Annotated in this window: 14 protein-coding genes; all 14 read left to right on the top strand. The window is 64.4% G+C overall.

Annotated features, from left to right (window positions below; all coding sequences use genetic code 11):
• Positions 1–44: 44 nt before the first annotated feature.
• The 14 genes from ASF77_RS13385 (at position 45) to ASF77_RS13320 (ending at position 14340) form a co-directional block, all read left to right on the top strand.
• Positions 45–1373 (top strand): nucleotide sugar dehydrogenase, encoded by a 1329-nt coding sequence (locus ASF77_RS13385; protein WP_056339979.1) that lies wholly within the window; start codon positions 45–47, stop codon positions 1371–1373.
• Positions 1374–1393: 20 nt separating this feature from the next.
• Positions 1394–2455 carry a Gfo/Idh/MocA family protein gene (locus tag ASF77_RS13380; protein WP_056339976.1) on the top strand — a complete coding sequence of 354 codons (1062 nt, stop codon included), beginning with the start codon at positions 1394–1396 and terminating at the stop codon, positions 2453–2455.
• A gap of 1 nt (position 2456) precedes the next feature.
• A complete protein-coding gene (locus ASF77_RS13375; RefSeq protein ID WP_056339973.1) occupies positions 2457–3065 on the top strand; it encodes an acyltransferase in 609 nt (202 codons plus the stop codon).
• Between the two features lie 8 nt (positions 3066–3073).
• The gene (locus tag ASF77_RS13370; RefSeq protein WP_056339971.1) at positions 3074–4201 is read left to right on the top strand and encodes a DegT/DnrJ/EryC1/StrS aminotransferase family protein; all 1128 of its coding nucleotides are present in this window, start codon (positions 3074–3076) and stop codon (positions 4199–4201) included.
• Positions 4198–5448: a lipopolysaccharide biosynthesis protein gene (locus ASF77_RS13365; protein ID WP_056339968.1), complete on the top strand. Its 1251-nt coding sequence runs from the start codon at positions 4198–4200 to the stop codon at positions 5446–5448. The genes ASF77_RS13370 and ASF77_RS13365 overlap by 4 nt, the downstream gene beginning before the upstream one ends.
• A complete protein-coding gene (locus ASF77_RS13360) occupies positions 5445–6695 on the top strand; it encodes a hypothetical protein (RefSeq protein WP_056339967.1) in 1251 nt (416 codons plus the stop codon). Before ASF77_RS13365 ends, ASF77_RS13360 begins: the two co-directional genes overlap by 4 nt.
• Complete coding sequence (locus ASF77_RS13355) at positions 6622–7722, top strand: glycosyltransferase family 4 protein (RefSeq protein WP_056339964.1); 1101 nt, start codon at positions 6622–6624, stop codon at positions 7720–7722. Before ASF77_RS13360 ends, ASF77_RS13355 begins: the two co-directional genes overlap by 74 nt.
• A gap of 246 nt (positions 7723–7968) precedes the next feature.
• Positions 7969–8661 (top strand): hypothetical protein, encoded by a 693-nt coding sequence (locus ASF77_RS13350; RefSeq protein ID WP_056339962.1) that lies wholly within the window; start codon positions 7969–7971, stop codon positions 8659–8661.
• Positions 8658–9443, top strand: a complete 786-nt coding sequence (locus ASF77_RS13345; protein WP_056339960.1) for a hypothetical protein — start codon at positions 8658–8660, stop codon at positions 9441–9443. Before ASF77_RS13350 ends, ASF77_RS13345 begins: the two co-directional genes overlap by 4 nt.
• Positions 9431–10675: a glycosyltransferase family 4 protein gene (locus tag ASF77_RS13340; protein WP_307181089.1), complete on the top strand. Its 1245-nt coding sequence runs from the start codon at positions 9431–9433 to the stop codon at positions 10673–10675. The genes ASF77_RS13345 and ASF77_RS13340 overlap by 13 nt, the downstream gene beginning before the upstream one ends.
• A gap of 2 nt (positions 10676–10677) precedes the next feature.
• Entirely contained in the window at positions 10678–11916 is a 1239-nt protein-coding gene (locus ASF77_RS13335; RefSeq protein WP_082493758.1) for a DegT/DnrJ/EryC1/StrS aminotransferase family protein, read from the top strand.
• Positions 11910–12500, top strand: a complete 591-nt coding sequence (locus ASF77_RS13330) for a sugar transferase (protein WP_056339958.1) — start codon at positions 11910–11912, stop codon at positions 12498–12500. Before ASF77_RS13335 ends, ASF77_RS13330 begins: the two co-directional genes overlap by 7 nt.
• Positions 12501–12512: 12 nt before the next feature.
• Positions 12513–13115, top strand: coding sequence for a hypothetical protein (locus ASF77_RS13325; RefSeq protein ID WP_056339955.1), 603 nt, complete (start codon positions 12513–12515; stop codon positions 13113–13115).
• A gap of 37 nt (positions 13116–13152) precedes the next feature.
• Positions 13153–14340 (top strand): acyltransferase, encoded by a 1188-nt coding sequence (locus ASF77_RS13320; RefSeq protein ID WP_056339952.1) that lies wholly within the window; start codon positions 13153–13155, stop codon positions 14338–14340.
• Positions 14341–14393 lie beyond the last annotated feature (53 nt).

The raw sequence follows: 14393 nt of genomic DNA, 5'->3' as shown, positions 1-14393 counted from the left end.
CACCCCTCTTCACCCACCCACCATTAATAGTTGGCGAGGAACACATGCGCGACGAACAACAATCGGCCCACCTGCAGCAACTCACAGCGAAACTGCGCGACCGCACGGCAGTCATCGGCATCATCGGACTCGGCTATGTCGGTCTGCCCCTGACCCTGCGCTACGCGGCCTGCGGTTTTCGGGTGCTGGGGATCGACATCGACACGGCCAAGGTCGAGAAACTCAATCGCGGCGAAAGCTATATCGAGCACATTCCGGCCGCCGCGATCGAGTCCGCCCGTACCGTGGGTTTCGAGGCCACGACCGATTTCACCCGCGCCAACGAGCCCGACGCCCTGATCATCTGCGTGCCGACGCCGCTCAACGCCTATCGCGAACCGGATCTCTCGTTCGTGCTCGACACGACCGACGCGCTGCTGCCCTTCATCCGTCCGGGCCAGCTGATTTCGCTGGAAAGCACCACCTACCCCGGCACCACCGAGGAAGAACTGCGTCCGCGCCTGGAGTCGCGCGGCCTCGCCGTGGGCCGCGAAGTCTTCCTCGTGTTCTCGCCGGAACGCGAAGACCCGGGCAATCCGCATTTCGAAACGCGCACCATTCCCAAGGTGTGCGGCGGCAGCACCTCGGCCTGCCTGGAAGCGGGCGTGGCCCTGTACAGCGCCGCGATCGACCGCGTCGTGCCGGTCAGCTCGACCCGTGCCGCGGAGCTGACCAAGCTTCTGGAAAACATCCACCGCGCGGTCAACATCGGCCTGGTCAACGAGATGAAGATCATCGCCGACAAGATGGAAATCGACATCCACGAAGTGATCCGCGCGGCGGCCACCAAGCCCTTCGGTTTCACTCCTTATTATCCTGGCCCCGGCCTGGGCGGGCATTGCATCCCGATCGACCCCTTCTACCTCACCTGGAAGGCGCGCCAGTACGGCGTCCACACCCGCTTCATCGAACTGGCCGGCGAGATCAACAGCGACATGCCGCACTGGGTGATCGGCAAGGTGACCGACGCGCTGAACCAGCGCGGACGTTCGGTGATGGGCAGCCGGGTACTGGTGCTGGGCATCGCCTACAAGAAGGATGTCGAAGACATGCGCGAGTCGCCGTCGGTCGAACTGATGGAGATCCTGCGCGACAAGGGCGCCCATGTCGATTATTCCGACCCGCACGTCCCGGTCTTCCCGCGCATGCGCGAGCATCGCTTCGAGCTCTCGAGCGTGACGCTGACGCCCGATTCGCTCGCTTCCTACGACCTGGTGCTGCTGGCGACCAGCCACAGCGCGTTCGACTACGACATGATCCGCCGCTACGCCAACCTGATCGTCGACACCCGCGGCGTGTACCTCGAACGCCTGCCCCACGTCGTCAAGGCCTGAGTCGTCCACCGGAGAAGATCATGCGTAACTATCCCCCCGCCATCGTCGACCGCAAGATCCGCTTCGCCCTCGTGGGCTGCGGCCGTATCGCCAACAACCACTTCAACGCCATCCGCCAGCACCGCGACCGCTGCGAACTGGTCGGCGTGTGCGACATCGACCCGCGCGCGCTGGCGGAAGCCGCCGACAAGACCGGCGCCGAAGCCTATGCCAGCCTCGACCAGATGCTGGCCAGGTGCGAGGCCGATGCTTTCATCGTCACCACGCCGTCGGGGCTGCATCCCGAGCAGACCGTCCAGATCGCACGCGCCGGGCGCCACATCATCACTGAGAAGCCGATGGCCACGCGCTGGGAAGACGGCAAGCGCATGGTCGCCGCGGCCGATGCGGCCGGCGTGCGCCTGTTCGTCGTCAAGCAGAACCGCCGCAACGCCACGTTGCAGCTGCTCAAGAGCGCGGTCGAGAAAAAGCGCTTCGGCCGCATCTACATGGTCAACCTGAACGTGTTCTGGACGCGTCCCGACGAGTACTACAACAGCGCGAAATGGCGCGGCACCTGGGAATTCGACGGCGGCGCCTTCATGAACCAGGCCAGCCATTATGTCGACCTGATCGACTGGATCGTCGGCCCGGTCGAAAGCCTGCAAGCCTACACAGCCACGCTGGCGCGCAACATCGAGGTCGAGGATACCGGCGTCATCAGCTTGCGCTGGCGCAATGGCGCGCTTGGATCGATGAACGTCACCATGCTGACCTACCCGCGCAACATGGAAGGCTCGATCACGATCCTGGGCGAGCACGGCACCGTGCGCATCGGCGGCGTGGCCGTCAACGAAGTTCAGCAATGGGAATTCGCCCAGCCCGACCCGGACGACGCTCGGGTGCGCGACGCCAGCTACGAGACCACTTCGGTCTACGGCTTCGGCCACCCGCTCTATTACGACAACGTGATCAAGGTGCTGCGCGGCGAGGCCGAGCCCGAGACCGACGGACGCGAAGGCCTGAAATCCCTCGAGGTGCTGGTCGCGGCCTACATGTCCGCGCGCGACGGCAAGCGCGTCGCCCTGCCGCTGGAGTATTGAGATGGATCGGCCTGTCATCGAGCCGACCGTGCACGCAAGCGCGATCGTCGACCCCGGCGCGGCGCTGGGGCCTGGCACGCGGGTCTGGCATTTCGCTCATGTGTGTGGCGGGGCACGGATCGGCGCCGGCTGCTCCCTGGGGCAAAACGTCTTCGTCGGCAACGACGTGCTGATCGGCGACCACGTCAAGATCCAGAACAACGTCTCCGTCTACGACGCTGTCACACTCGAAGACGACGTTTTTTGCGGCCCCAGCATGGTCTTCACGAATGTCCATAACCCGCGCGCCGCCGTCGAACGCAAGAACGAATACCGGCGCACGCTGGTGCGGCGCGGCGCCACCGTCGGCGCCAACGCCACCGTCGTCTGCGGCGTGACGGTCGGCGAGTATGCCTTCATCGGCGCCGGGGCCGTGGTCACGCGCGACGTACCGGCTTTTGCGCTGATGGCCGGCGTACCGGCGCGCCAGATCGGCTGGATGAGCCGCTTCGGCGAGCGCCTCCCGCTGCGCCTCGGCGGCAATGGCGAAGCCCTGTGCGAGCACACCGGCGACCTTTACCTCTTACAGGACGGCGTCTGCATGCTCGTTCCTGCAGCTCAACATAGATAGCGGACACCATGGAATTCATCGACCTCAAATTCCAGTACCAGGCCTCGCGCGAACAGATCAATGCCCGAATCGCGACCGTGCTCGAACACGGCCAGTATATTCTCGGGCCCGAAGTGGCCGAACTCGAAGCCCGGCTGGCGGCTTATACCGGCGCGCGCCACTGCATCACGGTGGCGTCCGGCACCGAGGCGCTTCTGATCGCCCTGATGGCCCTCGGCGTACGCCCGGGCGACGAGATCATCACCACGCCGTTCTCGTTCATTGCCACCGCCGAGGTCATCGTGCTGCTGGGCGCTGTCCCGGTGTTCGTCGACATCGACCCGGCCACCTGCAACATCGCCCCCGGCCTGATCGAGGAAGCGATCACGCCGCGCACTCGCGCAATCATGCCGGTGTCGCTGTACGGCCAGCCGGCCGACATGGAGGAAATCAACGCCATCGCCACCCGCCACGGCCTGGCGGTGATCGAAGACGCGGCCCAGAGCTTCGGCGCCACCTACCGCGGCAAGAAGAGCTGCAACCTGTCGACGGTCGGCTGCACCAGCTTCTTCCCCAGCAAGCCGCTCGGCTGCTATGGCGACGGCGGCGCCCTGTTCACAAGCGACGATGCCATCGCCACGGCGGCGCGCGAAATCCGCGTGCATGGCCAGTCGCGCCGCTACGTGCACACTCGCGTCGGCGTGGGCGGGCGCATGGATACCCTGCAGTGCGCCATCGTGCTGGCCAAGCTGGAGCGCTTCGACTGGGAGCTGGCCCAGCGCCAGCGCGCCGCAGACAGCTATGAAGCCCTGCTCTCCGGGCGCGTTCAGCTCGTCGGCCAGGCGCGCGACCGCACCAATGTCTACGCCCAGTACACGGTCGTAGTGGAGGAGCGCGAACGCATCCAGGCCGAGCTGCATGCGGCCGGCATCCCGACGGCCGTTCACTACCCGGTGCCGATGCACCTGCAGCCAGCCTACGCCCACCTGAGCCGCGCCGACACCTGTCCGGTGGCGAGCAGCATGGCAGGCCGTGTGCTGAGCCTGCCGATGGGGCCTTACCTCGAGGATGCCGAGGCGCGCCTGGTTGCCCAGTCCCTGCTGCGCGCGCTGCGGGTTCCCATCCCAGCCACCGACCTCGCTGCCGAACCCGTATGAATCTGCGCTTGCCGACTTTCTGGAAGCACGTGATCACGGTGCTGGGCGGCGCCCTCGGCGCCCAGGCGCTGCCGTTGCTGGCCGCGCCGCTGATCACGCGCATGTGCACACCGGCGGAAATGGGTGCGTTCAGCCTGTGGGTGGCGATGGTGGCGGTGGCAGCCATCGGCGCCACCCTGCGTATGGAAACGGCAATGATCCTCGACCACGAGACCGAACAGCAGCGCACCTGTTTCGGTCTCGTCCTGTACACGGCCACCATCACCGCCTTCCTGGTCACCCTGGCGGCGACGCTGGCGCACATGTTCAAGGTACCCGGCATCGCCCAGCTGTCCTGGCCGGCGCTGCTGACGGTCGGCATCGGCACCTGGCTGACCGCCAACATGCAGACGACCCTGGCCTACGCCACCTCCCATAACGCGTTCGGCAAGGCCGCGCGCGCCAAGGTCGTCGGCGCCGGCACGATCGCGCTGGCGCAGCTGCTCCTGCTCGCTTCCGGCATCGGTGCCGAAGGCTTGCTGACGGGCCAGTTGATCGGACTGGCCATCGGCCTGCTCACGGCGCGCCGGCTGCTGCATCCGCCCTCGGCGCAACTCGGCCTCACGCTCGGCGCGGATGCCCGTGCCTATCTAGTTCGCCACCGCAAATTCTGGCGCTATGCCCTCCCCTCGAACCTCCTCAACAACATGGTGGGCCACTTGCCGCTGTTCCTGATCGGGGTGCGCCACGGCGCGCTCGCCGCAGGCTTGTACGCACTGACTCAGCGCGTGCTGGCGGCACCGATCTCGCTGCTGGCCGCCTCGGTGCTGGAAGTCTTCAAGCGCCAGTCGGTGCACGAATTCGAAGCGAACGGCAACTGCGCCCAGGCCTATCGCTACACCTTCAAGGTGCTGATGCTGCTCGGCCTGCTGCCTTCCCTCGTGCTCCTGCTGTTTTCGCCGACCCTGTTCGCCTGGGTCTTCGGGCCGGCCTGGCGCGAAGCCGGGGAGCTGGCGCAGATCCTGGCGCCGCTTTACTTCCTCAATTTCGTCGCCAGCCCGCTCAGCTATGTGTTCTTCGTAACCGGCAAACAAAACGTCGACCTGTGGTGGCAACTGACCCTGTGCGCGGTGACGATCGTCAGCTTTGTGATACCGGGCACCCTGCACCAGAACCTGCTCTGGTTCGCGATCGGCTACTCGACGTTGTACCTCATCTACCTGCACATGTCCTGGCAGTGCTCCCTGAACCGATTGGCGCCAGCATGACTTCCGCACGCTCGCTCAAAACCGAACGGCGCGAACAGCGGATCCTGCTCGCCGCGTTCTTCATGCTGTTTCCAGGATTTTTCTTCTATCACACGCTGCTGGGCACTGGCACGATGGGCGCTTTCCTGGGCGGCTATTTTGCTCCGATCTCCCTGCTCTTCGCGGTTCCACTTGCCCTGATCTACCTGAACCGCATGCAGCGCAACCCGCGCCGCTTCCACGCCGTCGACCTGCACCTGGGTCTGTTCCTGCTCTACTTCGTTGCCGTCATTGCGGTGAATGCCGCGGCCGGCGCCAACCGCACGATCGTTGGCAACCACATGCTCGGCATCCTGTTCATCTTCAACCTGTTCGTGATCGCGAGCTTCCTCGACTTCGATAGTCCGCGTTTCCGGGTCGTCGGTCTGCTCAGCCTGGCAGGAATGAGCGCGATCGCGGTCTCGTTTTCCGTTGAAGGCGTCTTCTACCTGGGCGCAATGGGCATTGCCAAAGACGCCGACGCGCTCGCCACCTACCAGGGCTTCGCCCGCTCCTACCTGGTCACCTTTCTGACCGTCATTGCCTTTACGCGCTCGATGCTGCTGCGGCTGCTGTTGTACGCGATGGGCGCGATGACGCTGTTCCTGAACACGGCCCGTAGCGAGTTCGCCGCCCTGATGTTCGCCATCCCCATCATCGAGTTTTATTACTCGCGGCACAAGCTGCATTTCCTGCTGTGCGGGATCATCGTGTTCTTCGTCGGCCACCTGTATTTCGACCAGATCCTCGCGGCCCTGCCGGCGAACCGCATCCTCGAACTACTCGACCTGTCGCAATCGACCTCAGCCAACAAGCGCCATCACCTGACGGTGCACGCGGTGCAGACCATCCTCGCGCATCCCTTGCTGGGCGACTATGCCAGCTACAAGCCGGGCTATTACTCGCACAATGTGCTCTCGGCCTGGGTCGACCTTGGCTTCTTCGGCATCGCCTACCTGTGCCTGGTGACCGTGGTGCCGATCGTTCCGATGTTCATCCGCGAGTATTTCGCGCCCCGTCACTGCGGCATCTTCCTGCTGGGCTTTTCGATGGCCTGCGTCACCGTCTTGCTGCTGCTGACCTCGCACTACTTCACCGATATGCTGATCGGCGCCACGCTCGGCGCCAGCTCCCGCTATTTTTATGAGAGGAAATATGCGAAAAATCGCACACCTGACCTCGGCGCATCCACGGCACGACACCAGGATCTTCGTCAAGCAATGCCGTAGCCTGGCGGAGCACGGTTTCGACGTGACGCTGGTCGTGGCCGACGGCGCGGGGGCGGCAGAGCGCGACGGCGTGCGCATCGTCGACGTCGGCCGCCTGGCGGGCCGGGTCAACCGCATGTTGCGTACGACACGCCGGGTGTTCGACGCCGCCGTCGCCGCCGACGCCGAGGTCTACCAGCTGCACGATCCCGAACTGATCCCGGTGGGGCTGAGCCTCAAGCGCATGGGACGCAAGGTCATTTTCGATTCGCACGAAGACGTGCCGACCCAGCTCTTGTCGAAGCCCTACCTCGGCAAGGCATCGGCGCGCTTGCTGTCGAATTCCTTCGGCGCCTACGAGCGTTTCGCCTGCCGCCGCTTCGATGGCGTCATCGCGGCCACGCCTACCATCCGGAATAAATTTGCACACATCAACGCGCGCTCGATCGACATCAATAATTACCCGGTTGTCGGTGAATTCGATGGCGAACCTGACTGGGCGGAAAAAGAAAACGAAGTCTGCTATGTCGGCAGCATCTCGGCGATCCGCGGCATTCGCGAGCTGGTGCATGCGTGCGCCATGCTGCGCTCGGACGCGCGCCTGACCCTGGCCGGCCAGTTCGCGGAGCCGGCGCTCGAATCCGAGGTGCGCGGCTATCAAGGCTGGGAGCGCGTGCTGCGCCAGGGCTACCTCGACCGCGCCGGTGTGAGCGGCGTCATGCGCCGCGCCGTGGCCGGACTGGTGACGCTGCACCCGGTGGCCAATTACCTCGACGCCCTGCCGGTCAAGATGTTCGAGTACATGGCGGCAGGCATCCCCGTCATCGCTTCGCGCTTCCCCCTCTGGCGCAACATCGTGGAACGCCATGGTTGCGGCGTTTGCGTCGATCCGGGCGATCCGTCCGCCATCGCCGCCGCCATCGATCACCTGGTCTTGCACCCGACACTTGCGGCGCGCATGGGCGAGAACGGCCGGCGCGCGGTCGAGCAGCAATACAACTGGCTGCGCGAGTCGAAAAAGCTGATCACGTTTTATGAAAGCGTCTAGCGCGCTAAACGCGACGTGTCGCACATCCGGCTTGGCAGCACTTCATAAGCCCTCGGATGGCGTGCACGAACGACCTACACGTCTCTAAGAATATTGATTAGAAGCTATAAATTTCAATTTGAAAAATTTCGGTTCAATTAGCCCAGATACAAATATCTTTCTTTTAACTCTGCCGCATTTAATCCGCTTCAACGTATAACCAGCCCTCCAGTCTTATCGTATATCTCATTCCATCGAGACTACACCATGAAACCACTTTTTCACCACTACAAGCTGCTTACCGAAATATTGCGTTTACCTGTGGCCGAGTTGCGTTTTCATGTGGCGATCGATCCGGCGGATATTCGCGCGACCTACCGCTATTACACCAAGCCCCATCCGCGCTATAAGCTCATCCGGCATAAAACGATCGGGGCGGCGCTGCTCGATTTGAACGGTTTTCATTGCGAAGAGAAGTATCTGGAACTAATCAAAGGCAAGAATGCCGGTGCTTATCATGCGAAACGCGCGCGTGGCCGCGGCTATCAATTACGCCATATCGACCGCAACGCGTATATCGACGATATCTATGCCATCAACACCTCGCTGGAAGAACGCCAGGGTCGGCCAATGGACGCGAAATACCGCGAAAAGCCCACACATTTCGACACCCTCAAGCATTTTCGCTACTACGGCGTGTTCAATCCCGAGGGCCGCATGGTCGCTTACGCCAACCTTGGCCATTATGGCAATTTCGCCTCCTTTTCCCAGCTGATGGGAATCCGGAACAACGACGGCATCATGCACATGATGGTGGTCGGCATCGTGTCCGAGCTGATCGGCGAACAGCGCGTGCGCTACCTGATGTACGACACCTTCTTTGGTGCCCAGCCCGGCATGCAGACCTTCAAGAAGATCCTCGGCTTCCGCCCCTACCGCGCGAAGTATGCCCTCCAATGAGCAGGCTCCTGCACCGGTTTTACGCCGACTACCTGATGCCCTCGCGTCTGGGCATCTACGCGAACCTACTGGAACGGGCGCGCGACGCCGGCTATGCCCAGCTCTCGGTGCGCGACTTCTACCGCGAGCCTGTGGCAGCCGGCCCGGGGACGCGCAAGGTGCTGGTGCATCGCCACGATATCGATAGCGACCTGCGTACGGCAAAAAAGATGTTCGCGCTTGAAACCAGGTACGGCGTCAAGGCCAGCTATTACTTCAGGCTGAGCACCCTCGATTTCGGCTTCATGCGCGACATCGAGGCAGCGGGTAGCGAAGCGAGCTACCACTACGAGGAAGTCGCCGATTACGCCAAGCGGAACCGGATTCGCTGCCCCGACGAGATCCGGCGCCGGCTTCCCGAAATTCGCGAACAGTTCATCCGCAACTTCGAAAGCATCGCCCAACGCCTCGGCATGCAAATGGTGACCGTGGCCAGCCACGGCGATTTCGCCAACCGCCGCCTGAGGGTGATCAACCACGAGCTGCTGACAGACACGGATCTGCGCCGCCGCTGCGGCATCGAGTGCGATTCCTACGACAAAGATCTGCTGCGTCATTTCGATATGTACATCAGCGACCGCGAGCACCCGCATTACTACACGCCGCTCTCGCCTTTCGATGCGCTCGGCCGCTACGACCGCATTTGCTTCCTGACCCATCCGCTGCAATGGGAGACCAATTGGGTGGAAACGACCCGCTGCAACCTGCGCCGCCTGGCCGAGGAGATCGCATGGCGCGCCTGAACATTTTATTGATTAACCATTACGCGGGCTCGGTGCGCCACGGCATGGAGTTCAGGCCCTACTACCTGGCGCGCGAGTGGGTACGCCAGGGGCACCGGGTGCGCATCGTCGCCTCCTCGCAGTCGCACATCCGCGCGCAGGCGCCGGATATGGCGGGCCGCGACCGGCTCGACCAGAATATCGACGGTGTCGATTACACCTGGTTCGCCACCCCCGCCTATCGTGGCAACGGCGTCAAGCGCATCAAGAACATGCTCAGCTTCGTCTGGCGCCTGGTACGCGAAGGACGCGCGCTGGCGTGCGGCGACCGGCCCGACGTCGTCATCGCCTCGAGCACCTATCCGCTCGACATCTGGCCCGCGCGCCGCATTGCGCGCCTGGCGAGCGCCCGCCTGCTGTTCGAAGTTCACGACCTGTGGCCGCTGTCGCCGATGGAGCTGGGCGGCTACTCGCGCTGGCATCCCTTCATCATGCTGCTGCAGGCGGCGGAGAACTACGCCTGCCGCCATGCCGACGCCATTGTCTCGATCCTGCCGAAAGTGCGCGAACACCTGGAAGCCCATGGCATGGAACCGCACAAGCTGCACATCGTGCCGAACGGCGCCGACCCGGCCGAATGGCTGGGCGCCGACACGGGCCTGCCGGCGCAGATCGAGAGCGTGCTTGCCAAAGCCAGTGCTACGGCCGACTGCATCGTCGGCTATGCCGGCACCCATGGTCTCGCAAATGCCCTCGACACCTTGCTCGATGCCGCCGTGTTGCTGCGCGGGCGCCGCATTGCCTTTGTGCTGGCCGGCGGCGGCCCGGAAAAACAGCGCTTGCAGCTGCGCGCCCGCGCCATGGGCCTGGACAATGTCCATTTCCTCGATCCGGTTCCGAAGCACCAGGTGCCGGCCCTGCTGCGCCGCTTCGACTTCGCCTACATCGGCTGGAAGCGCCAGCCCCTGTACCGCTTCGGCATCGCGCCGAACAAGCTGATCGACTACATGATGGCGGCCCGTCCGGTACTCCACGCCGTCGAGGCCGGCAATGACCCGGTCGCGGACGCCGGCTGCGGCATCACGCTCGCACCGGAAGACCCGCACGCGCTGGCGGCGGCGATCCTGCAACTGGCGGGACGCAGCGCTGCCGAACGCGATGCGATGGGGCAACGCGGCCAGCGCTACGCCCTGGACAACCTTACTTACCCGGTACTCGGGGAACGATTCTTGACTGCCTGCGCAGGAGACTGAACATGGATGACCACCAGCTTGCCGAACCAGCCGCCGCACCCGCAGCTCCAGCCGCAGCTGAACTTGCGTCCGCAGATGCGCCTGCCGCCGCTCCTTTCCTGCCCTTCGCCCTGCCCGACATCGGCGAGGAGGAAATCGCCGCCGTGGTCGAATGCCTGCGCTCCGGCTGGGTGACGACCGGCCCCACGGCCAGGCGCTTCGAAGCCGCCTTTCGTGACTACCTCGGCGCCGACCTGCAGGCCATTTCCGTCAACTCGGCCACGGCCGGCCTGCATCTCGCGCTCGAAAGCCTGGGCATCGGGCCGGGCGACGAGGTGATCGTCCCCACGTTGACCTTCACCGCCACCGCCGAGGTGGTGCGCTATCTCGGCGCGCAGCCGGTGCTGGTCGACGTCGACGCCGCCACGCTGAACATGGATCCGCAAGCCGTCGAGACGGCGATCACGCCGCGCACGCGCGCCATCGTGCCGGTGCATTACGCCGGCATGGCCTGCGAGATGGACGCCCTGCTCGCCCTCGCGCGGCGCCACGGCTTGCGCGTGGTCGAGGACGCGGCCCACGCCTTTCCGACGCGCTACCGCGGCCGCCTGGTGGGCACGCTCGAGAGCGACATCACCGTCTTCAGCTTCTATGCCAACAAAACCATGACCACCGGCGAAGGCGGCATGGTCGTGGTGCGCGATCCCGAGCTGGCGCGGCGCATCCGCCTGATGCGCCTGCACGGCATCAGCCAGGACGCCTTCGACCGCTACGTGTCGAAAACGCCCGCCTGGTTCTACGAAGTCGTAGCTGCCGGCTTCAAGTACAACCTGACCGACATCGCGGCTGCGATCGGCATCGAACAATTGCGCAAGATCGACCGCTTCCTCGAACAGCGCCGGCGCCTGGCGGCGCGCTACGACGAAGCGCTGGCGGGCCTGCCCCTGGTGCTGCCGCCCCGGCCCGAGGGCGACAGCACCCATGCCTGGCATTTGTATGTGGTGCGCCTGAAGGAGAACGCGCCTCTGCGCCGCGACCAGCTCATCGTGCGGCTGTCCGAGCTGGGCATCGGCACCAGCGTGCACTTCATTCCCTTGCACCGCCAGCCTTACTGGCGCGACAACTGCGTTTTCGACCCTGGCCGCTTCCCGGTCGCCGAAGCCGCCTTCGACGCGATGCTGACGCTGCCCCTGTACACCCGCATGCGCGACGCCGACCAGGAGCGCGTCATCCATGCCTTGCATGGCTTGCTGTCATGTTGAAACGCAGCTTCGATCTTTGCGTGGCCACGATCGGCGTGCTGGTGCTGGCGCCGCTGCTGGCCGCCATCGCGCTCTGGATCCGGCTCGATTCACCCGGGCCGGTGCTGTTTCGCCAGGTGCGGGTCGGGCGCCATGGTGTGCCATTTTCCATCCTCAAGTTCCGCACGATGGCGGCGCAGCCGGACACGCAACGCCAGTTGACGGTGGGGCGCGATCCGCGCATTACGCGCGCCGGCCATTTCCTGCGCAAGTACAAGCTCGACGAACTGCCGCAGCTGTTCAACGTCATCCACGGCACGATGAGTCTGGTTGGCCCGCGCCCCGAAGTGCCGCGCTATGTCGCCTGCTATCCGCCGCGCGAACGCGAGCTCGTGCTCTCGGTCACGCCGGGCGTGACGGATTGGGCCTCGATCCTGTACAAGGACGAGAACGCCATCCTCGGGCAGGCAGCCGACCCGGAGCAGGCCTATATCGACACCATCCTGCCCACCAAGCTCGAGTATTACGTGCGCTACGTCCGCGAACGTACGTTCTGGGTCGACGTGCGCATCATCCTGCACACCGTGCGTGCGCTTGCACGTTGACGCCCTCCTGCCATGTCCTCGACCGCCTTCCTCCACCTCGGCAACCTGGTGCTGACGCTGCCGCTTGCCAGCGCCATCGTCGCCTGGCTGCTGGCGGCGCGCGACTGGCGCGCCGCGGGCTATTGGGTGCTGCTGTTCGCGGGTGCGCTGGCGATCGTCGGCGCCAGCAAGGTCGCGTTTCTCGGTTGGGGCACGGGCATTCCGGCGCTGCGTTTCCAGGCCTTCAGTGGCCATGCGGCCGGCGCAACCACCGTCTTTCCCGTGCTGCTCTATCTGCTGTTACAGCGCTGTCCGCCGCCCCTGCCGCTGGCCGGAGCGGCCGCGGGCCTGGCCCTGGGCGCTGTCCTTGCCGTCGTGCTCGTCGTCACGGGCGAACACACGGCGGCTGAAGCCTGGGCCGGATGGCTGGTCGGCGCCACCGCCAGCGGCGCCATGATCAGGATCGCAGGCAGGGCACGCCAACCAGCCTTGCCGATAGGCTTGGCTGCAAGCCTGGCGGCCTTTATCGCGACGGCTTGGGCGATGCAACAGGCACAGGTTGGCTACTGGATGATCAAGGTTGCCCTGGCCCTGTCAGGTAACCGCGCGCCATTTCGCTGGGATAGCTGCGGCTGACCGGCGCCCACCTTTTCTAATTCGACAGGAGAACGACATGCGTGCCCTTTCCTTCCACTGGCAGCGACAGAGCCAGCTCAGCGAGGACTCGATGCAGTCACTGCTGATGAATCTGCTTCGGGGCATCGCCTCCCTGCAGGTAGCAGCGGCACACTTGCGCGCCGAAATCTATCCCGGTCTGCGCAACCTCGACGAACCCGGCCTCGCCTACGTGGCGCTGGCCTTCTTCACGGGCTTTGCCCACCAGGCCGTGATGGTCTTCTTCCTCATCAGCGGCTGGCTTGTCGGGGGCAGCCTGCTGAACAAGATCGGCCAGCCGCGCGCCCTGCGTTCGTATGCGATCGATCGCGCGACACGCCTGTGGACGGTGCTCGTCCCCACCTTCGTGATGATGATCGGCATCGGCCTGATCACCGGCGCCGCGACCACCGAGCCGGCCGGCTTCGGCTCGCCGGGCGAGTTCTCCGCCGGCACCTTCCTTGGTAACGTGCTGGGCCTGCAGACCATCGTCGTGGATCGCTTCGGCGGCAATTACCCGCTCTGGAGCCTGGCGAATGAAACCTGGTACTACATCCAGTTCCCGCTGCTGCTGATGATCTTCACCGGCCGCGGCCTGCTGCAGCAGGCTTCATGCGCGGCCCTGTTGGCGCTCACCTTTGCCTGGCTGCCCTATGTGATGAGCCTGTATTTCGGGATTTGGCTGCTGGGCGCCGTCTTCTCCCGCATCCGTGTCGAGAGCAGCTTCGGCGCACGCATCGTCGTGCTGGCTATTGCGCTGGGCGTATCGGTCTATTACCGGATCTACGGGGTGAACGACGACATCCTGCCGGAATCGTTCGGCCAGGATTTGATCTGCACGCTTCCGGTCGTCGTCTTCCTGGCGGCCATGTATCAGCCGATCGGGCCGTCGGTGTTCCTGCGCCGCGTCGGCGCGTTCGGCAAATGGCTGTCCGAATTTTCGTTCACGCTGTATGTGCTGCATGTGCCGGTGATCGACCTGATGCAGTACATCGGCCGCACCCAGTTCGGCCGGACGCTGCTCGATCCCGCACGCCCCACCGACTTCGCGATTTATTTTGCGATGCTGGGCATCCTGATGGGAACGAGCTACCTGTGCTACCTCGTCTTTGAACGTAACACTTACCGTGTGCGGCGCTTCGCCAAGCGCCTGCTGCTGCCGACGGCACGAAAGCCGGCGACTCCGATCATTTTCTCCGCGGACTGATTTTCCTTCTCCTTCCGGCACGCCAGCCTGAGCGGCTGCGCGTGCCGGCGTTT

Source organism: Massilia sp. Leaf139, assembly GCF_001424165.1.
Lineage (GTDB): Bacteria > Pseudomonadota > Gammaproteobacteria > Burkholderiales > Burkholderiaceae_D > Telluria.
The sequence above is the reverse complement of the archived record's forward strand: the minus strand, read 5'-3'. Positions and strand labels throughout refer to the sequence as shown.